This window comes from Limosilactobacillus panis DSM 6035, from assembly GCF_001435935.1.
Taxonomy (GTDB): Bacteria; Bacillota; Bacilli; order Lactobacillales; family Lactobacillaceae; genus Limosilactobacillus; species Limosilactobacillus panis.
On sequence record NZ_AZGM01000070.1, the window covers coordinates 1 to 19,095 of the forward strand.

Below are 19,095 nucleotides of genomic sequence, written 5' to 3' on the forward strand. Positions count from 1 at the left end.
AATGTTTTCATCAATATTTAGCTTCATAGCCATGTTGCACTTGAGTTGACAATTCGAGAATTTAAGGTATAACAAAATAAGCTCATGAACTAGATTTATTTTTCATGGGTTGTAAAATAATAATAAGAATTAATTTTAAATTATGATTTGGCTATTTGATAATTATAAGATTGATTGTATTTCACGAGATGATAAATCGTTCTGAGAAGACGATGTATCGCTGCAATGGCAATTTTCTTAGTCCCAGGCTGAGAAGATTGCCTTTTCCTTTTCTGATAAAAGTCATTAATATGATTAAGGTGAAAATGACTAGCCACTGCAATATTTTGAATGGATCTAAATAGAATTTTACGAGCGACTGCGTCACCACGTTTACTAATATGATCAGCAGCAACGAAGTTGCCTGATTCATAATGTCTAAGATCAATCCCGATGTAGGCATTAAGCGCATTACTACTGTGAAAGCGACGAATATCGCCTAATTCACCAATTAAAGAGGTAACAGTTCGTACCCCAAACCCAGGAATGCTCAATAGTAAATTATATTCAGGTAAATTTTCTGCTTTATGATGCATTTCTGTAATGATTTTATCTTTTTCGTGGACTTCTTTCATAATGCGATTAGCTAAGTACCGAATTTGTTCGTAAACATAAGAATTGTCATCAACAACTGGATAAGCTTTTTTAGCAAGTACTAATAACTTTTTGGCAATGCGGTTTGCGCGGTTAGCCGATATAATTTTATTAGTGCTATTCAGGATAAAGGAATATAGCTCAGTAAATGAAGTATTAAAGACTTGCGAAGGGCAAGCAAAGTGTTGCACAATTGCCCAATATAACTCGTTATTAGTGTTACTAAATAGTGACTCTAATTGCGGGAAGGTGAGCTGCAAAGCACGGTGTAGGCGGTTTTTATGACTAATAACATTCCGACTTACCTCTTGGTAAAATCGACTAAGATCATGTAGTTGTTCATATATTGGGCTCTGCTTATAAGATAAAGAGCGGTGAATAATAAAACTAGTTTGAGCTAAATTTAATGCATCACTGCGGTCTGATTTGTAAGGACGTAAATTATCGAGCTGCTTTTTAGCAGCTAATGGATTAAGCATTGTGTATTCAAATTCATCACAATCAAGAAAGTGTTGAAGAATTCGTGAGTAAATGCCAGTCGCTTCAAAAACTACTTCAGGTTGATGGAAAGACTTGAGTAATTTTAATAAGTCGGCTAATCCAGGACGATCAAGGGTTAGTTTACACTCATCAACTTTCACTTTAATAACTACAATTGCCAGATTAATTGTATGTTTACTAACATCAATTCCAAATACAGTACGCAATTTTATCATCTCCAAATGAAGTAGAATCACAAAAGATCTATTAAATCTAATTTTCAATACACGACTTAAGAGCCAACAGACTAAGAACAGATTAATAATAGACTTGTGAAGTTGCCATTTTTAAATCCGACGTCAAGCGTCATATAAAAATACGACATGTCAACTTCACTCCTACTTTAACAAAAAAGTAGTGAAAACATCAGAACCGTCGTTCTGATATTTCCACTACTAAGCTTAGTCTGTTTTAAAGTAACACAGCCTAAAGTTTGTTCTTAACATCGTACGGCTTTGACTTTTGATGATTGGCCGGCAGGGCGTCCTTGGCGTAGAAGATTGCGTATTCTTCATCATTAGGGCCCTTGGCAATTACCAGGTCATCACTGTGCCGCTCTTTTTTGAAGATTTGCCCCTTCCGAACGGCTTCGTTGTAGTCATGAATGTTGGCGATTGAATCACCCGGATTAAAGAAAATCCTTGTTTCCATAATATCACTTCCTTAAGCGCGACTAGGAATGGTTGCTTTAGCTTTGGCGAGGACATGACCCTCCGCAGCGTGGAGAAAGTCATTAAGCCAGTAGCCGTTCTCTAAGGGGAGGACGGTATCTAGTGCGTAGACGGTTAATGTGTAGTCGTGAGCCTTGTCCGGTGGCTGCGGGCCAACATAACCGCTGGCAATCTGCGGGTCACCATTGACCAGGCGGCCGGCGTTACTGTTCTTTCCTTGGACAAACTGGGCTTTTAACTGGCGGCTGGCATCGGCTGGAATAGCTGTCAGCGTCGCTGGAATATTGGCAGCGAGCCAGTGAATCCACGTAAAGCCACAGACGGGGGTTGAATCAAAATCAATGAAAACAAGTGCAAACGACTTCGTCCCCGCGGGGGCATCCGTAATGTGGATGGGGAAAGATTTCACTGGGTGGTTAGCGACCATCAAATCGGCCGGTGCATACTTGCCGTACTCGTCAGCCAAGAAACCGTCAATTAACGGAACAGAAATTTGCATAACTAGCTCCCTCCTTGTATATCAATTATAACCTGGCCTAGTCCAAATATAAATGGCGCAGGGTGGTTAAATCGCCTTTTGAGAGGCCAAGGTAGTCGGTTAGGTAGTGGCCAACGTCCCCAGACTCTTCTTTGATTGTGGCCAAGGCCGTATTGAGGTAGTCGGCATTAACGGAGGCCAGGGCGTTACGATTGCTGACGACCGCGTCAACATTCCCAAGGCCGGCACTATTTTTACGGATCCCAGCGAGCCACTTCTTCCGTACGTCCGCCGTGACCTCGTTAGTTAGGAGGTAGTCCTTAATAATTGTTTCACGTGGAACACCCAGTGCGGAGAGAATGAGGAAGGCAGCAAAACCGGTTCGATCCTTTCCCGCCGTGCAGTGGAAGAGAGTGGCCCCGTTGGTTGTGGTCAGGAGGACCTTAAACATCTCCTGGTAGGTCTTTTTTGCGCTTGGCAAGCTGGCCATCCGCCGGTAGACATCTAGCATGTGCCGGTAGCCGTTACCCTCTTCTTGCATTTGCTGGGCAATCTCTTCATCGCTGTGCGAGGCGTCCGTTTCGTCGACCGCAAAGACGGGAAGGTGACGGTAAGTTGCGCCGGCAGGAACCCGGTCCGGGGCAGCCGCGACTTCTGGATTGGAACGGAGGTCGAGGTCATTCTTGACGGGGATGGCTGCCAGGACAGCCTGGTCGTGGTCATTGAGCCGGGTTAAGGAGCCGGAACGGATTAGCCGGTTAAACTTTACCTGGTGCCCATCTTGGGTGGGGTAGCCACCAAGTTCACGGAAATTATAGCCATCTTCAATGTTTAATAAGCGTTTCATTGTTATTTTCCTCCTTTGATTTGTTTTAAAAATGGGGCAAGGGCCCCTGCTAACCGCCGTCCCGCCGTTTGCGCCCCAATTTGGTCGGGGTGGAGACCATCGATGAAGCTGGTGCACCAACCCCTGGTATCAATCACGGGAAGGTGGTGGCGGTGTGCGCACCGGACGATTTCCGTACGGAAGGTTTGACTAAAGGGGACCATGATCAGAATCAAACTGTTGGGGAAAGTTGATTTCACCTGACTGATAAAGTGGTCGTATGCCAAGATAAACTGGTCGGTAGGGTAGCGGCGGTCGTTGACCCCGATGTTGACAACGACCATGTCCGGCCGGTTGACCGCCCACCGGGTAGTCTGGTCAATTTGGGGAAGAAACTGGCTGGCCACGGGAACCCCACCGGTAGCCGGGCGCAAAACCCCGCCGGCGGAATAGGCAATCCGTACGCTGTCGATTCCCAGTTGGTCGCTAGCAATACCGACATAGTTGCTCTCGGGCCGGTAATCAGCAGAAGCATGGTGCCCGGCTACCCAGCAGCCGGTCGTTATTGAGTCACCGATGAAGTCAACGAGTGGCTGCAAAGGAGCGGGATGAAGGGCCCCCGGCCTGCTGGTGATGCTGATGATTGCGAACCCCGCCTGGCCGGTCCAGACCGGGTCGAGGTCAGTGTTGCCGGCCGTCATTACTTCGATGAGGTGGGACTGGCAACTTGGCAGGGGGATCGTCCACGTTCCCTTAGCGGCGGCGACCCGCTGCCATTGCCCCTGGTCAACCCGGTAGGCATAGAACTGACTAGCCACCTGCGCACTCCCGTTGTCCAGGACCGTTACCTGAACTTCTCGGGCTGCCTGGCTGACCATCTTGATGACACTACCGAGGTTGGTGGTGTATAGTACCGGCTGGTTATTGATCTTTCTTACTACCCACCGCCCGGTTCGCTGGGCAAGGGGCAAAAGATCGTTAGCGTGATAAATTGCCATTTAAGTCCCTCCTCTTTAAAAATAATTTTAGCATTGATTAGCAAAAGCTACTATTACTAAGGTGTTCAAGAAAGCGCTTACCATATTTTATTTAATTATTATGAAAGCGCTTATTGACAAATCGGGTAAATAATATTAAATTATATTTAGTAAAAGTTTACCATAAGTTTTATTTGAGGTATGGAGGTTAATTGTGATGGATAAGCAACAATTTCTTGATGAATATAAAAAGGTCTTTAACGAAAACGGTAAGGATGTCTTCTTCTCACCAGGCCGGATCAATGTGATTGGTGAACACACCGACTACAATGGTGGTCATGTTTTCCCATGTGCAATCAGCATTGGGACGTACGGTGTTTATGGGCCACGGGAAGACACCAAGGTCGCAATCTACTCTGCTAACTCCGCTAAGGAAGAGAACAGTAAGATCATCACCTTTGATATCAATGATGAGCAACCCCAAACCGCGAAGGACGAAAAGTGGGTCAACTACTTTAAGGGGATGCTTGTTTACCTGAAGCAGCGTGGCTACAAGATTGACCATGGTTTCAACTTCTACATTCATGGTTACCTGCCATACGGTTCCGGACTTTCTTCATCTGCTTCCATTGAAATGCTGATGGGGAACTTACTGAAGGAAGAATTTAACTTAGACATTGATGAAATTGAGTTAGTTAAGCTTGGTCAAAAGACCGAAAACGACTTTGTCGGTCTGAACTCCGGTATCATGGACCAGTTTGCTGTCGGGATGGGGAAGAAAGACAACGCCATCTTCCTAGACTGCAATACCTTGGAATACAAGTACCTGCCACTTGAACTGGGTGACTACGAAATCCTGATCATGAGTACGAACAAGACCCACTCCTTAGCGGGCTCCAAGTACAACGAACGGGTTGAAGAATGTGGTGAAGCAGTTAAGCGCCTGAGCAAGAAGTTAAACATCACTAAGCTCGGTGAAATTGACTCTGAAACTTTTGACCAATACACTTACCTGATCAACGATGCCACCTTAATTCGTCGGGCCCGGCACGCCGTTAGTGAAAATGAACGAACAAAGCGGGCCATCGACGCAATGCAAAAGGGTGACCTGGAAGAACTCGGCCGCTTGATCAACGCATCCCACGTTTCCCTGAAGTACGACTACGAAGTCACTGGTAAGGAACTGGATACCTTAGCAGAAAGTGCTTGGGAACAACCTGGCTGCCTGGGTGCCCGGATGGTCGGCGGTGGATTCGCCGGCAGTGCCATTGCCATTGTTAAGAAGTCCGCTGCGGAAGACTTCAAGAAGAACGTCGGTAAGATTTACCGTGACAAGATTGGCTACGATGCCAGCTTCTATGATGCTGAAGTGGTTGACGGACCACATAAGTTGTAATTGATATCCAATTGCGGGGGAATGAGAAAATGAAGTTATTGGAAGAATATGCAGACAAGGTAATTGAAAGTGGCGCCTATGAACCGCTGGACCGGATTTACGTATTAAACAAAATCCGGGCCCTGGTTGGTGACGAAGATGTCGAAGCCGCTGCGGATAAGCCATTGGTTGCCCAGTTGGTTGACCTGGCTGTTAAGCGGGGGAAGATTGAGGACGGCCAAACGGCCAGAGAGATTCTCAATGACCAGCTGTACGACCTGATGACTCCACGGCCATCAGTGGTTAATCGCGAGTTCTGGGAAAAGTACCAACAATCCCCGGAGACCGCCACTAACTGGTTCTACAAGCTGTGTACCAGCAACGACTACGTTAAGGTTGCGGCGATTAAGAAGAACGTGGTCTTTGATAAGCCGACCAAGTATGGTAACTTAGAGATTACGATTAACCTTTCCAAGCCGGAAAAGGATCCTAAGGCAATCGCAGCAGCGGCTCACGACACGAAGAAGAAGTACCCACAATGTGCATTGTGCATGGAAAACGAGGGTTACAAGGGCCGGCTAGGTCAAGCAGCCCGGAGTAACCACCGGATTATCCGGATGACGATTGGTGGTAAGCAGTGGGGCTTCCAGTACTCGCCATACGCTTATTTCAACGAACACTGCATCTTCTTGTACAGTAAGCATGAACCAATGAAGATCAACCGGCAAACACTGATTAACCTGGTAGAAATTGAAAATCAGCTGCCAGCCTACTTCGTTGGTAGCAATGCCGACCTGCCGATTGTTGGGGGCTCAATGCTAGCCCATGAGCACTACCAGGGTGGCCGCCACACCTTCCCAATGATGAAGGCGTCAATCAAGAAGCCTCTGCAATTTGCTGACTACCCCGCAGTTGAAGCTGGGATCGTTAACTGGCCAATGAGCGACATTCGGTTAACGAGCGCGGATGCAACCCAACTGATTGACTTGGGGACCCACATTATTGATTTTTGGGACCATTACAGCGACGAAAGCCTCAACATTAAGGCATTTGATGGTGACACTCGCCACCACACGGTTACGCCAATCATGCACCGTGACAGTGAGAAGTACGTCCTCGACCTTGTTTTGCGGGACAATAACACGAGTGACAAGTACCCACTTGGTATTTTCCACCCGCACGAAAAGCTGTGGCACATTAAGAAGGAAAATATTGGTCTGATTGAAGTGATGGGCCGGGCAATCCTACCTGCCCGTCTTAAGGACGAACTCAACGAAGTCAAAAAGTTCTGGCTGGGTGCCGAAAACAAGATTGCCGACAGCCACCTGCCATGGGCAAAGAAAGTTCAGGCTAAGACAAAGATTACGAAAGACAACGTTGACGAAGTGATGGAACAAGAGCTGGCCAACATCTTTGCTAATGTTCTGGAAAACGCCGGGGTCTTCAAGGAAGACGTTGCCGGTCAAGCTGGCTGGGACCGGTTTATCAAGCAACTGTAATGATTAAAGCTGAAAGGAGTCTGTGAGGATGTCAGTAACGTTACGAGACATTGCAAATAAAGCTGGGGTATCAATTGCGACGGTATCGCGAATCCTCAACAATGACGTGACCCTTTCAGTTAACGAAAAGACCCGGCAACGGGTAATTGCGACCGCTGAGCAGTTTAACTATACGAAACATAAGCGGACGCAGAACAACCGTGTCCAAAAGGTTGCGGTTGTTCAGTGGTACTCACTGACCCAGGAGCTGGATGATCTGTACTACATGGCTATCCGGATGGAAATTGAGCGTTCTGCCCAACGCCGGGGGCTACAGACCGTGCCGATTTACCAGAATAACATGGAGGATATTCCTCAAGACGTTACTGGTATTATTGCGATTGGTAAGTTTAGTGATGCCCAGGTAGAGAAGTTTCAGTTAGTGACAAAGAACATTGTCTTTGTTGATTATGATAGTTTAGCTGCTGGTTATGACTGCTTGGTTCCCGACTTTGAAAATGCTGTTCGTTCCGTAATTAGCGAGTTCGTTAATGAGGGAATCGAGGACATTGGAATGCTAGTGGGAACGGAAACCACTACGGATAACGAGATTGTTCCGGACCTCCGGCGCTTCTATTTTGAAAATGACCTCCGCCAAAAGAACCTGTATCACTCCGAATTTATATTTGCCGGCGACTACACCTCGATGTCGGGATATAAAGCAATGAAACGGGCAATTGAGCGGCTCGGTAATCGCCTACCGCACGGAATCTTTATTGCAAACGATCCGATGGCGGTTGGCGCGTTAAAAGCGGTTCAGGAAGCTAAGATTGCGATTCCGCAGCGGTTAGCGTTGATCTCGTTTAACGATACGGCGCTGGTCAAGTATGTTTACCCAAGTATGTCAGCGGTCCACGTGGCAACGGATGAAATGGCCCACGCGGCGGTTGACATGATGGTCAAGCGGCTAAAGAATCCAGATGCGGACCCGTGCAAGACAGTTGTGGGAACGCATTTGATAAAGCGGCAGACAACAAAATAAATGAGTGCGGACCCCCCGAAGAGGGCCGTATGACTAACATGGGAAAACGGTTGGCGCAGAAGGCGCCAGCCGTTTTTTCTGTTAGGCACTAGGCCCGTGGGGGTGGAGCACGTTACGGCTATGTAAAAGTAGAAGTACGGCAACCGGAGTTGACGCTGTAAGCGTCGGCTTCGGTTGTTTTAGCGTGTACTGCAGAACACGTTGCAACGTTAAAGAAAGTTGAAAATGCCGACTAGGTGAGCCAATGCCTAGCCAGCATTTTTATTTGGCAGGGAGAAGACGATATTTAAAGTGGCTGTGATTTTTAAATAGTGAATAAAGGCCAGAATAAATATTTTTTCAAAAAAATTTAAAAAGTAAATCCGGACAATTGTAGAATATTTTAGCCAAACGATAAGGACGGATACTAGGGCAATATTGTGGTAAAAAAGGTATATTATTATTTTATATCCAGGTTATTTCAGACAAAACCAGAACTTTACTATCATCATTCCTAGAAAAGTGTTATTTATAAATAGTGAACTTGCTATATAAATATAACGATTCTGTTCGTATTTTACCCTATCAGTTAGTGAAAAGTAAGCCGACATGTGATAAAGTATTCTCTGACATTGAAAGGGAGAGAAGGATGTAAAAGTGAAACATTATCGGTTCAGCCGTCAAAGCATGGGATGGCAAATTATGATTGGTTTAGTTTTGGGAATTATCTGTGGAGTGATTTTCTACCAAAATAATAGTGCCATCACAGTGATGCAAAGTCTGGGGACAATCTTTATCCGCCTGATCCAAATGATCGTTATGCCAATCGTTGTTTCCTGCTTAACAGTAGGGATTGCTAACATTGGTGATATTAAGAAACTGGGCCGGATTGGGGCCAAGACCTTGATCTACTTTGAAATTTTGACAACGATTGCCCTGATTCTTGGTATCGGGATGGCCAACTTGACCCACCCCGGAACGTTTATTAATATCCATGACCTTCACGCAACGGATATTTCTCAATACATGTCGACTGCCAAGCACGCGGCCCATGACAGTGGCTTTTGGCCTTTAGTCCTGTCAATCATTCCGACAAATATTTTTAAATCGATGTCTGACGGTGACATGATGCCAGTGATCTTGTTCTCCGTCCTGTTTGGGCTGGGAATTGCTGCGGTCGGTGAGAAAGCCAAAATTTTAATTGATGTTTTAAACGGGGTTTCTGAAGTAATGTTCAAGGTTACTAACTGGGTAATGAAGTTCGCCCCAGTTGGGGTCTTCGGTCTGATTGGGATGACCATTGCGGAAATGGGGCTAGATGCACTGCTCCCGCTTGGCTACTTTATCCTGATTGCCTACGCCACGATGCTGATTTTTATTATCGTTATTCTCGGAATTACCGCCCATCTCTTCCACTTGCGTTACTGGAAAACAATGCGGGTTATCTGGGATGAAATTGTTCTGGCGTTTACAACCGCTAGTTCAGAAGTTACCCTCCCTCGGTTGATGAAGAAAACTCATGAGATGGGGGTTGATAAGGGAATCACCTCCTTTGTTATCCCAACTGGTTACACTTTTAACCTTGATGGGTCTGCTATTTATCAGTCCCTTGCCGCAATCTTTTTGGCCCAAGCTTATGGTCTGCACTTAACCCTTGCCCACCAGATTACCCTGCTAATTGTGTTAATGATTACTAGTAAAGGGATGGCGGGTGTGCCTGGGGCATCCTTTGTTGTCCTACTCGCTAGTGTTTCCACCATTGGGGTACCAATGGCGGGGCTGACGTTCATCGCCGGGATTGACCGGTTTGTCGACATGGGCCGGACAGCCGTTAACGTTGTCGGCAACTCAATTGCGACCCTGGTTATCGGTGAATCAGAAAAGTCGTTAGATCGTGACCAGTACAACAAGTTTATTGATAATTACGGAAAGAATAAGTAATAATTGCGATAAGAAAGGGGAGCGTGACAGAAGTCATTTATGACTTCGTTTTCACGCCCCCGCGAGCGCAAATAGGGCTCCAGAGTTCGGTTATACCGGACACTGGAGCCCATTTGCGTACCGCGCTGTTCGTATTTGAACTTGGTAAAAGTACTTATGTCACAGCCCCCTTTCTGCGTCCTTTTTATTATTCGCTTAGTTTATCGTTCTCGTCGTCATCTTCGTTTGCCAGGTGGATTCCCCGGTGGTTGACGCTGGTACTAAAGACAATCTGGGTACTAGTTTTTCCAAAGCGTTGCTGGATGGTGTTGATGAAATCGTCCAAGTTGGTGGTTGAGGGAAAGACAACCTCCATAATTTCGGAATAATCGCCCGTTACGCAGTTACATTCGACAACGTTGGGCACACTCTGGACGAAGGGATAGAATTCCTTTTTTTGCCGTGGTTCCAACTGGACCTGGATAAAGGCCCGGACGTGGAAGCCAATCTTTTCCATGTTAATGGAAGAGTGGTAGCCATTGATCACCCCCGCCTTTTCCAGCTTAGTAATGCGGGCGGCGATTGCAGGCGAGGAAATGAAACATTTCTTAGAGAGTTCCTTTAATGACACCCGGGCATTCTCTTGCAATGAGTTAATAATTTTGCGGTCGATTTTATCCATAAAGTTCCCAGCCTCATTTCTCTATATGATTAAATAATAATGTTATTATTCTCATATTAGCTTAATGTATTGATTGAATTGTAGGTGATTTAGCCGTAATTGTCAATTGTGAAAAAATACGCGAGTTCGCGCGAATCCTTACTTATCCCGGTAATTTAATGGTACAATAGTTACATAGGAAAAAAGCTGCATTGGAGGCTTAGAGATATGGATCAAGAATACCAAAATATCTTAGTACCAGTTGATGGTTCTAAGGAAGCAGAATTAGCACTAGAACGGGCAATCTTTGTTGCTAAGCGTAACGGTGCCCATGTTGATGTACTGAACGTTATTGACACCCGGGCAATGGAATACAACTTTGCGGGAATGTCCGATGGGAGCATTGCTTACCAATTGGTTGATAAGTCAAAAGAATACCTGACCAAGCTGTTAAAAGAAGCAAGGGAAAAGAATGACTTTGACAATATGGATATCCACATTCGGTTGGGTAACCCAAAGACAATCATTTCCTTTGACTTCATTCATGACCACCACAATGACATGATCATGATTGGAGCTAGTGGCCTTTCACGGATGCAACGGGCAGTGATGGGATCCGTTACCTCCTATGTAAAGCGGAACGCCCCTGTGGACGTCTTAGTTGTTCGGACGGCCGTTGATAAAGCCTAACATAATCCTGGATTAAAACGGGTTCCAGTGTCACCAGTTTTTGGCACGGAACCCCTTTTTTGTGTTTATGTTAGAATGGAAATCTCAGATAGAAAACAAAGATTGAAAGGGGATAAGACAATGAGTAAGCACGGACTGAGGACCCTCTTTTTAGTCTTAAGTGTTAGCTTGGGATGCTTTTTAAGGCCAACCTTGGTCTGGGCCCAGGTAGCAACCCCGGCACAAAGGGAGGCGGTCCAGCACCTCCTTTTGCAAAAACACGTCAACGGGCTGGCCCTAATAAATGGCCCTGGTGACCATCCAGAAGTGGTTAGCAACCAGGTAACAAGGGACTCCCAACAGGTGGTCCGTACAAACCGCGTGATCCCGATTGCCTCCTTCCAGAAACTGATGACCGGGGTGGCAATTAACCAATTAGTCCTTTCCGGGAAATTAGCGCTGAGCACGCCGCTGAGCGCTTTTTACCCGCAGGTGGCCAATGGTTCGCAAATTACAATAGGGCGGCTGATGATGCACACGAGTGGCCTTCGTAACGTCCCTGGTAAGTTAGCGGCACCGTTAGAAGACGAAGCGGCCCAACGTCAGTATATGTTAAAGCATTACCGGTCAACGGGGAAATTTAGTTGGTGCTATTCTGACGTGGACTTCAGTTTTTTAGCGGCCGTTATTCACCGGACGACCCGGCAGTCGTACCAGAATTACCTGGCGGACAAAGTTTCAAGGCCCCTGGGGGTGCGGGTGGAGTTCGCTGACCATCTTACGAACGGGCACCGGGTAACTCAGGCGATGGGGAAAAAGCAGGGGTGGTCAACCTTACAAAGGCGCATGTCAAAAGAGCCCGGGGCCGGCGATATTCTGTGTACCCCGGTAGCCTATTGGTACTTCTTGTACCGTGGCGTACTTGATAACCCCACGATGCTGGCCCAGTATACTAATCGGCAAGCAGCGTGGGAAACCTACTTTGGTGGTGCCTACATCGAGGCCCCATATCTCCACGCCAATGGTTACCTGAGTGGGTATTCATGTACCTTTTACAGTAACTGGGAAAGCCGGCAGACGGTGATGCTCTTTGCCAATAACCTTTCCTATCATGAATTACGGGTGGTCAACAGTCAACTAGTGCATGCTTACTTTGATGACCACCGGACAGAACAAAAGCAGATCAACGCCGAGTAGCGCTGACCTGCTTTTTTAAAACTATAAAAGACTGATTGGTAGTTTGCTGCCAGTCAGCCTTTTACTTAACTAAATAACATTAGTCTTTCTTCGTGACTTTCATAATGTTGTCCTTGTCGGTGACCTTGTCGCCAGCCTTGGCTAACATTTCAAAGGCGAAGTTTTCACTATTAGTGACGGTGACGATAACCGTGTCATCAAGTCCCGCCTTCTTAATAGTTGGGTCCCAGAATTCCATGAGTTCTTGACCCTTGTCAACGTGTTGACCCTTAGTGAAGTAGGTTATGAAACCAGTACCATGTAACTTCACGGTATCAACACCGATGTGAATCAGGAGGGCAATTCCGTTGTCGGAAACTAACCCAACCGCGTGACGAGTTGAGAAGGTTGCCCGAACGGTACCAGCAAATGGTGCGTAAACCTTACCGTCAGCTGGCTTGATAGCAAATCCTTGTCCCATCTTACCTTCAGCAAATGCTGGATCACTGACGTCCTTGAGGTTAACAACTTCACCAGCAACCGGAGCTGGGATGTTAGTAACGCCAGCTTGTGGTTGTGGAGCGGCTTCTTCAGCAGTGGCGTTTTGGTCATTGCCTTCTTCACCAAGGTGCTTACCCCAAGTTTGTTCCAACTTAGCCACAATCTTGGCGTGAGACTTTTCATCCAACTTAACCTTAAGGGCGAAGATAATGATACCAACAAGAATTAAGGCAATTGGAATTAAGAACATGTAAATCTTGAAGACGCTAACGCCGTGAGCAGTAACAGTAGCGGCTGTAGCACCACCAGTCATTCCAGCAGCAACAGTAGCGGCACCAACAACACCATTAGCAACGGCACCACCGAACTTATCAAGCAGTGGCCGAATTGACAAGGTCAACGATTCATCACGGTGACCAAGCTTTAATTGACCATATTCAACAGAGTCGGTAATCGTCATCAAAACAACCAGGAAGATGATTGGTTGTGGAATGAAGAACAATTCGGCACCGAGCAGGACAAGTGCTAATGACTTACCAGCAAAGGCAAAAATTACAGCACCAAGGACTTCAATCGTTGCAGCACCATAGAAGAGCTTGTGACGCCCAATCTTACCTGAGAAAAGTGGGAAGGCGAAGACGGAGATAACACCGACAACCGTGTTCAGACCACCCAGGATTGAGAAGGCCTTAGAGTTACCAAGAATATAAGTGAAGTAGTACAGTTCAAAACTGTTCAACAGAGTTTGACCAGTAGTGAAGAACAGGTAGGACATCGCAATTGCCAACAATTGGTCGTTCTTGATCAGGATGTGCAGGATATCCTTTAACTTAGTTTGCTCCTTATTTTCACGAAGCAGTGACTTTTGTTCGTGGGTAAACATCCCCACACCGATTGCAGTGATTGCCGAAATAGCAGCAACGATAACGGCGAAGATGAACCAACCACGGTCGTCACCGGTCCCACCGTTTTGATTGATGGAGAAGAACAGAACCATTGGCATGATAACAAAACCGATGATTTGTCCACCGATGGTTGAACCAACCCGGGCGAAGGTAGCAATCTTGTCACGTTCGTGTGAATCGAATGACATGGCTGGAACCATGGACCAGAAACCAACATCATTGAAGGAATAGAAGACATCCATGATGATGTAGATGATAGCAAAGACAACCAGGTACATGATTGGACTAGAAACGTTCAGACCGCCAAGTGGGGTGAACAGTGCGGCCAGGAGGACGGCAGAAATAACACCACCGCCAACAACCCATGGCTTAAACTTCCCCCATTTGGTCTTGGTCCGGTCGATGGCATTACCAATCAATGGGTCAATCAGTAATTCCACAATCCGGAGAATCATGATGGTCATCGTAACGTATCCGACCATCCGGTTATCAAAGGACTTGTTACCGGACGTAAACAGGTGACCGGTAACGTACATCATAAAGTAAGTAGAAAGTAATGCAAAGAAGGCATCATGTCCGAACGCACCGAGTGAGTATGCGAGGCGCGAACGAACTTTATGTGGCTCTTGCTTATCCATTATTGACTCCCCTTTTCTACGTAAAATTAAATAATAGCTTACAGCCATTATGTTAAGCGCTTTCACTAAATATGTCAATATCTTTTTAGTAAACTTTTACGATTAAAATTGTTGGTACCTTTAATCTTTGATCATGGACGGGCACGGACGAAAGGTTGTGAAATGGCGGTCAAACCACATTTGAAAGGCGGCAACAGGGACAAGGTAAAGTTTTATTTCGGCCAATAAAAAAAGAGAGGACCGGAAAGTTCCGGTCCCCCTGTAGGATTCAGTAGCAATGATTTTATTGTTCTTTGTACCAAGTGTAGTGGTAGTTACCTGGGCGGTCAACACGTTCATAAGTGTGAGCACCGAAGTAGTCACGTTGTGCTTGCAGCAGGTTAGCAGGAACAACTTCTGCACGGTAGGAGTCGTAGTAGCTAATTGCAGCGCTAAGAGCAGGAACAGGGATACCAGCCTTAACAGCAAGGGCAACGATGTCCCGAATAGCCTTTTGGTACTTCTTAGAGATGTCCTTGAAGTAGTCGTCAAGAAGAAGGTTCTTCAAGTCAGGGTTCTTGTCGAAGGCATCAGTGATGTTTTGCAGGAATTGGGCACGAATGATGCAACCGGCACGCCAAATCTGTGCTAATTCACCCATCTTCAGGTTCCAGTTGTAACGTTCGGAGTCGATTCGCATTTGTTCGAATCCTTGTGCGTAGGACATAACCTTACCGAAGTAGAGAGCTTCACGAACCTTTTCAATCAGTTCCTTCTTGTCATCAATGGAGATGGCTTCCGTTTCTTCAGGTAAGACCTTGCTTGCGGCAACCCGTTCGTCCTTCATCATGGAGATGTAACGAGCGTAAACGGCTTCAGTAATAACGGATTGTGGAGCGCCACCTTCAAGGGCTGTTTCAGAACTCCACTTACCAGTACCCTTGTTGGCACCACGGTCAAGAATCATGTCAACAATTGGCTTGCTCTTGTCATCACCAAGGTCATCCTTACGGGTCAGAATGTCAGCAGTGATGTCAACCAGGTAACTGGATAGTTCACCCTTGTTCCATTCTGCGAAGGCCTTAGCAATGTCATCAACTGGCATCTTCAAGACGTTTCGCATAATGTTATAACTTTCGTCAATTAACTCTTCGTCACCGTATTCAATCCCGTTGTGGACCATCTTTACGTAGTGGCCGGCACCGTTAGGACCAACATAGGTAACACATGGTTTGCCATCTTCAGCCTTGGCAGCGATTTGAGTCAAAATAGGAGCAACTAAGTCATAAGCTTCTTTTTGACCACCTGGCATCAGGGCAGGACCGTGGAGGGCACCAAGTTCACCACCGGAAACACCCATGCCGATGAAGTTAATACCGGACTTGTCCAGCTTAGCATTCCGAGCCATGGTGTCGTGGAAGTTAGTGTTCCCACCATCAATCAGAACATCACCTTTGTCAAGCAGAGGGAGTAATTCATCAATAACGGCATCGGTTGGCTTACCAGCCTTAACCATCAGCAAGATCCGCCGTGGCTTTTCAAGGGAGTCAACGAAGTCCTTAATTGTGTAACTAGGAACAAGCTTCTTGTCGCTGTGATCCTTCATCATTTCGTCAGTCCGGTTACGGTGACGGTTGTAGACACCGACAGTGAAGCCCCGACTTTCAATGTTTAATGCAAGGTTTTTACCCATGACAGCTAAACCGACAACACCGATTTGTGCTTTATTCTCTGACATTAAAGTCACTCTCCTCTTAAAGAAAAACATGTAATTATTTTCACAATGTCCATTATAACAAAAAAATTTAACAGTGCAACCGATATCTAATAACAAAAAACGTTTTAAGAAAATTCTTAAAACGTTTTTGAGTATATTAGTGGTTTAAACGGTAGACCCATTGGCGACCATCACGGGCAAGCAGTTCATCAGAGGCTGCAGGGCCCATTGAGCCTGGTACGTAATTAGGGAACTGTGGCTTTTCAATGTCCCAAAGCTTCCGAATTACGTCAACGAACTTCCAAGCATAGGCAATTTCAGCCCATGATGCGAAGTTGGTGTGGTTACCTTCCAGAGCATCGTGGAAGAGACGTTCGTATGGTTCTGGGGATTCCTTCTTGTCGGTATCACTTTGCAGGTACTTCAGGTCGACTGGTTGGGTCGTGAAGCCTTGGCCAGCGCGCTTAGCGTTTAATTGCATAGCAAAGCCAGACTTAGGTTCAACAAAGATTGTCAAAACGTTGGAGTTCAAGGTTTGGTCGCTTTCGTGACGAGGGTCAGCGAAGATATCGATCAATGGCTTCTTGAAGACAACGTCAATTCGGGTGAACTTGTCGGCTAACTTCTTACCAGTCCGAACGTAGAATGGCACACCAGACCAACGGTAGTTGTCAAACATTAATTTGGCAGCTACGAAAGTTTCGGTACCAGAATCAGGAGCAACACCATCTGCGTCACGGTATGCTTCAGTACCGTTCCCAGCATCGTATTGACCACGAACAAAGTTAGCGGCGGCTTCGGATGGGGTGTAGACACGGAGACTCCGTAATGCCTTAATCTTTTCAACCCGAACGTCGGTATCGGTAAATGAAACAGGTTGTTCCATTGCCAATTGGGCAACGATTTGCATAATGTGGTTTTGAACCATGTCACGAAGGGCACCAGAGTTGTCGTAATAACCAGCACGTTCTTCGACACCGAGCTTTTCACTCAGGGTAACTTGGATGTTGTCGATGTAACGGTTGTTCCACAAAGATTCGATGATGGTGTTACCAAAGCGTAGGGCTTGGATGTTTTGAACCATTTCCTTACCCAGGTAGTGGTCAATCCGGAAGATTTGGTTTTCATCGAAGGTCTTGGACAGTTCGTCGTTCAGCTTCTTAGCGGAGTCAAAGTCACGACCGAATGGCTTTTCGATAACCAGGCGGTTAAAGCCTTCGTCAGAAAGTAGGTCTTGCTTCTTCAGGTTCATGGCAATGGTGCCAAAGAATTGGGGAGCCATGGACATGTAGAATAAGCGGTTGCCTTCTGTGCCAAACTGCTTGTCCAGTTCTTCAATCCGCTTCTTTAGGATTGTGTAGTGTTCAGGCTTGGTAACGTCATGTGACTTGTAGAAGAAGTGCTTGGAGAAGTCAGCAGCTTCGCCCTTGCGAGTTTCTTCAACATCCTTGATTGAGTCCCGAACAACTTGTTGGAATTCTTCGTCGGTGTATGGATGACGAGAAGTTCCGAGCAGTGCAAAGTGGTCTTGCAAGTAGCCCTTTTGGTAGAGCTTGAAGAGAGCGGTGTACAACTTCCGCTTAGCAAGGTCACCAGTTGCACCAAATAATGTAATAACAGCTTTATTTTCTGTAGCCAAAATGTTCACTCCTTCTGAAATTACAGAAATTCTATCACCTGTACAATTATATACTCTCAAACGCTTATCTGCACGGCAAAAGGAACCGGTTTCTGGATAGTGGTGAAATGGCCCACCGGTGGGGAACAGTGCCGTCAATAAGGTTGGTTGGGTACCGGTTGACGAATGGTCTAGAGCAAAAAGTTTTTTTGCCGGGAATGCCTTTACCGACACTAATTAACACAAAATTCCATCTTGTATATATACCAAAAATGGTATATAAATAATATATCGAATTTGATATATTGGAGGAAACAAAGATGAATTACTGGCTACTCTTGGTAACGTTTGTTGCCGTTAACCTAGATTTCTTTATTATTATGCTGTTTTTACTCCACCGTTACCGAACCATGGATGTGATGGTTGGCTACTTGGCGGGGGTGTTAATTTTGATGATCCTCAGCTTCACAATTGGTAAGGCCCTCGCCCTGTTTTTACCGGAATGGCTTATCGGCCTACTGGGGTTCTTACCGATTTATATGGCGCTCCACGATAAGGATGAGGCAGCCCAGCAGACTGACCGGGCGCCTATCCTGGCGACCTTAACCACGTATCTAGCGGTTTGTACTGGCTGTAACCTGTCAATTTTTTTACCGGTGCTGACGGGGATGACCATCAACTACTTTATAATGGCTCTTCTCTTTATCGGCGTCTTGGCAGTCGTGGTCGTCTGGCTAATAAAGGCAATTGGTGAACTACCAGTTGTCAAGAAGGCCCTGACGAGGTGCGGGGATACTTTAATGAAGGTGATTTACGTTGGGGTTGGCCTCTACGTCTTTTACGACAGTGGTTTGATTACCCACCTGCTTAGTCTGGTATAATATTCCCTAATTAATTCAAAGAAGGGAATGGCAAATGGTGACCGCGACACGCGACCTGATTAATGAAGCGGCTAAAATTTATAAGGTATTAAGCAACAGTACCCGAATTGAGATTCTCTATTTCCTGCGTCACTGCGATGGCGAGGTGTCGGTTTCAACAATTGTTGACCAATTAGGCCTGGCACAGCCGGTGATTTCAAAGCAATTGGGAATCCTCCACCGTTACCAACTGGTTTGTCGCCGGCGGGAGGGTACCAAGGTTTTCTATATTCTTGATGATCCTCACGTTGTCGAAATGGTTGATGACATGTTGGAACACGTTAAGCATGAGATTAAGGGTGAACCCCACCCACGAAATTTGTATAAGTAGGTAACAAGGGGGTTGTGACAAAAAGCCTCTGAATCAGAAGCACCATTCGGAATTTAACAAA

17 protein-coding genes are annotated in these 19,095 nt (G+C 46.1%); 8 read left to right on the plus strand and 9 right to left on the minus strand.

Annotation, left to right across the window (positions count from 1 at the left end):
* Positions 1–140: 140 nt before the first annotated feature.
* The 5 genes from FD32_RS04895 to FD32_RS04915 all read right to left on the minus strand — a co-directional run bounded on the left by FD32_RS04895 (position 141) and on the right by FD32_RS04915 (position 4,146).
* Complete coding sequence (locus FD32_RS04895) at positions 141–1,340, minus strand: IS110 family RNA-guided transposase (protein ID WP_047767695.1); 1,200 nt, start codon at positions 1,338–1,340, stop codon at positions 141–143.
* A gap of 259 nt (positions 1,341–1,599) precedes the next feature.
* Entirely contained in the window at positions 1,600–1,824 is a 225-nt protein-coding gene (locus tag FD32_RS04900) for a hypothetical protein (RefSeq protein ID WP_047767696.1), read from the minus strand.
* A gap of 12 nt (positions 1,825–1,836) precedes the next feature.
* A complete protein-coding gene (locus tag FD32_RS04905; RefSeq protein ID WP_047767700.1) occupies positions 1,837–2,343 on the minus strand; it encodes a YbhB/YbcL family Raf kinase inhibitor-like protein in 507 nt (168 codons plus the stop codon).
* Positions 2,344–2,380: 37 nt separating this feature from the next.
* Positions 2,381–3,169 carry a tyrosine-protein phosphatase gene (locus FD32_RS04910; protein ID WP_053003007.1) on the minus strand — a complete coding sequence of 263 codons (789 nt, stop codon included), beginning with the start codon at positions 3,167–3,169 and terminating at the stop codon, positions 2,381–2,383.
* Between the two features lie 2 nt (positions 3,170–3,171).
* Entirely contained in the window at positions 3,172–4,146 is a 975-nt protein-coding gene (locus FD32_RS04915; RefSeq protein ID WP_047767703.1) for an SGNH/GDSL hydrolase family protein, read from the minus strand.
* A gap of 196 nt (positions 4,147–4,342) precedes the next feature.
* On the opposite strand from FD32_RS04915, the gene FD32_RS04920 reads away from it, so the two are divergent.
* The 4 genes from FD32_RS04920 (at position 4,343) to FD32_RS04935 (ending at position 9,940) form a co-directional block, all read left to right on the plus strand.
* Positions 4,343–5,521, plus strand: a complete 1,179-nt coding sequence (locus tag FD32_RS04920) for a galactokinase (RefSeq protein ID WP_047767705.1) — start codon at positions 4,343–4,345, stop codon at positions 5,519–5,521.
* Between the two features lie 29 nt (positions 5,522–5,550).
* Positions 5,551–6,999: a UDP-glucose--hexose-1-phosphate uridylyltransferase gene (locus FD32_RS04925; protein WP_047767707.1), complete on the plus strand. Its 1,449-nt coding sequence runs from the start codon at positions 5,551–5,553 to the stop codon at positions 6,997–6,999.
* A 28-nt stretch (positions 7,000–7,027) separates the two neighbouring features.
* On the plus strand, positions 7,028–8,020 hold the full coding sequence (locus FD32_RS04930) for a LacI family DNA-binding transcriptional regulator (protein ID WP_047767709.1): 993 nt from the start codon (positions 7,028–7,030) through the stop codon (positions 8,018–8,020).
* A gap of 636 nt (positions 8,021–8,656) precedes the next feature.
* The gene (locus FD32_RS04935; protein ID WP_047767712.1) at positions 8,657–9,940 is read left to right on the plus strand and encodes a dicarboxylate/amino acid:cation symporter; all 1,284 of its coding nucleotides are present in this window, start codon (positions 8,657–8,659) and stop codon (positions 9,938–9,940) included.
* 187 nt (positions 9,941–10,127) lie between these two features.
* Here the strand turns inward: FD32_RS04935 and FD32_RS04940 are convergent, their stop codons facing one another.
* Entirely contained in the window at positions 10,128–10,601 is a 474-nt protein-coding gene (locus FD32_RS04940) for an Lrp/AsnC family transcriptional regulator (RefSeq protein ID WP_047767714.1), read from the minus strand.
* 207 nt (positions 10,602–10,808) lie between these two features.
* On the opposite strand from FD32_RS04940, the gene FD32_RS04945 reads away from it, so the two are divergent.
* Positions 10,809–11,270: a universal stress protein gene (locus tag FD32_RS04945; RefSeq protein WP_047767716.1), complete on the plus strand. Its 462-nt coding sequence runs from the start codon at positions 10,809–10,811 to the stop codon at positions 11,268–11,270.
* A 120-nt stretch (positions 11,271–11,390) separates the two neighbouring features.
* Positions 11,391–12,446 (plus strand): serine hydrolase domain-containing protein, encoded by a 1,056-nt coding sequence (locus tag FD32_RS04950; RefSeq protein ID WP_082126026.1) that lies wholly within the window; start codon positions 11,391–11,393, stop codon positions 12,444–12,446.
* 79 nt (positions 12,447–12,525) lie between these two features.
* On the opposite strand, the gene FD32_RS04955 is transcribed toward FD32_RS04950, so the two are convergent.
* The 3 genes from FD32_RS04955 to zwf all read right to left on the minus strand — a co-directional run bounded on the left by FD32_RS04955 (position 12,526) and on the right by zwf (position 17,804).
* The gene (locus FD32_RS04955; protein WP_047767718.1) at positions 12,526–14,469 is read right to left on the minus strand and encodes a sugar MFS transporter; all 1,944 of its coding nucleotides are present in this window, start codon (positions 14,467–14,469) and stop codon (positions 12,526–12,528) included.
* 283 nt (positions 14,470–14,752) lie between these two features.
* On the minus strand, positions 14,753–16,186 hold the full coding sequence (gndA, locus tag FD32_RS04960; RefSeq protein WP_047767720.1) for an NADP-dependent phosphogluconate dehydrogenase: 1,434 nt from the start codon (positions 16,184–16,186) through the stop codon (positions 14,753–14,755).
* Between the two features lie 136 nt (positions 16,187–16,322).
* The gene (gene zwf, locus FD32_RS04965; RefSeq protein ID WP_047767722.1) at positions 16,323–17,804 is read right to left on the minus strand and encodes a glucose-6-phosphate dehydrogenase; all 1,482 of its coding nucleotides are present in this window, start codon (positions 17,802–17,804) and stop codon (positions 16,323–16,325) included.
* Between the two features lie 299 nt (positions 17,805–18,103).
* Here zwf and FD32_RS04970 point away from each other — a divergent pair, with 299 nt between their 5' ends.
* Positions 18,104–18,664 (plus strand): cadmium resistance transporter, encoded by a 561-nt coding sequence (locus tag FD32_RS04970; protein WP_047767724.1) that lies wholly within the window; start codon positions 18,104–18,106, stop codon positions 18,662–18,664.
* Positions 18,665–18,698: 34 nt separating this feature from the next.
* Positions 18,699–19,034: an ArsR/SmtB family transcription factor gene (locus FD32_RS04975; RefSeq protein ID WP_047767726.1), complete on the plus strand. Its 336-nt coding sequence runs from the start codon at positions 18,699–18,701 to the stop codon at positions 19,032–19,034.
* Positions 19,035–19,095 lie beyond the last annotated feature (61 nt).

Excerpts from the sequence above, each read along its gene's own strand:
- FD32_RS04900 (WP_047767696.1), bottom strand. The coding sequence starts at position 1,824 with ATGGAAACAAGGATTTTCTTTAATCCGGGTGATTCAATCGCCAACATT.
- FD32_RS04905 (WP_047767700.1), bottom strand. The coding sequence starts at position 2,343 with ATGCAAATTTCTGTTCCGTTAATTGACGGTTTCTTGGCTGACGAGTAC.
- FD32_RS04910 (WP_053003007.1), bottom strand. The coding sequence starts at position 3,169 with ATGAAACGCTTATTAAACATTGAAGATGGCTATAATTTCCGTGAACTT.
- FD32_RS04915 (WP_047767703.1), bottom strand. The coding sequence starts at position 4,146 with ATGGCAATTTATCACGCTAACGATCTTTTGCCCCTTGCCCAGCGAACC.
- FD32_RS04920 (WP_047767705.1), top strand. The coding sequence starts at position 4,343 with ATGGATAAGCAACAATTTCTTGATGAATATAAAAAGGTCTTTAACGAA.
- FD32_RS04925 (WP_047767707.1), top strand. The coding sequence starts at position 5,551 with ATGAAGTTATTGGAAGAATATGCAGACAAGGTAATTGAAAGTGGCGCC.
- FD32_RS04930 (WP_047767709.1), top strand. The coding sequence starts at position 7,028 with ATGTCAGTAACGTTACGAGACATTGCAAATAAAGCTGGGGTATCAATT.
- FD32_RS04940 (WP_047767714.1), bottom strand. The coding sequence starts at position 10,601 with ATGGATAAAATCGACCGCAAAATTATTAACTCATTGCAAGAGAATGCC.
- FD32_RS04945 (WP_047767716.1), top strand. The coding sequence starts at position 10,809 with ATGGATCAAGAATACCAAAATATCTTAGTACCAGTTGATGGTTCTAAG.
- FD32_RS04950 (WP_082126026.1), top strand. The coding sequence starts at position 11,391 with ATGAGTAAGCACGGACTGAGGACCCTCTTTTTAGTCTTAAGTGTTAGC.
- FD32_RS04955 (WP_047767718.1), bottom strand. The coding sequence starts at position 14,469 with ATGGATAAGCAAGAGCCACATAAAGTTCGTTCGCGCCTCGCATACTCA.
- gndA (WP_047767720.1), bottom strand. The coding sequence starts at position 16,186 with ATGTCAGAGAATAAAGCACAAATCGGTGTTGTCGGTTTAGCTGTCATG.
- FD32_RS04970 (WP_047767724.1), top strand. The coding sequence starts at position 18,104 with ATGAATTACTGGCTACTCTTGGTAACGTTTGTTGCCGTTAACCTAGAT.
- FD32_RS04975 (WP_047767726.1), top strand. The coding sequence starts at position 18,699 with ATGGTGACCGCGACACGCGACCTGATTAATGAAGCGGCTAAAATTTAT.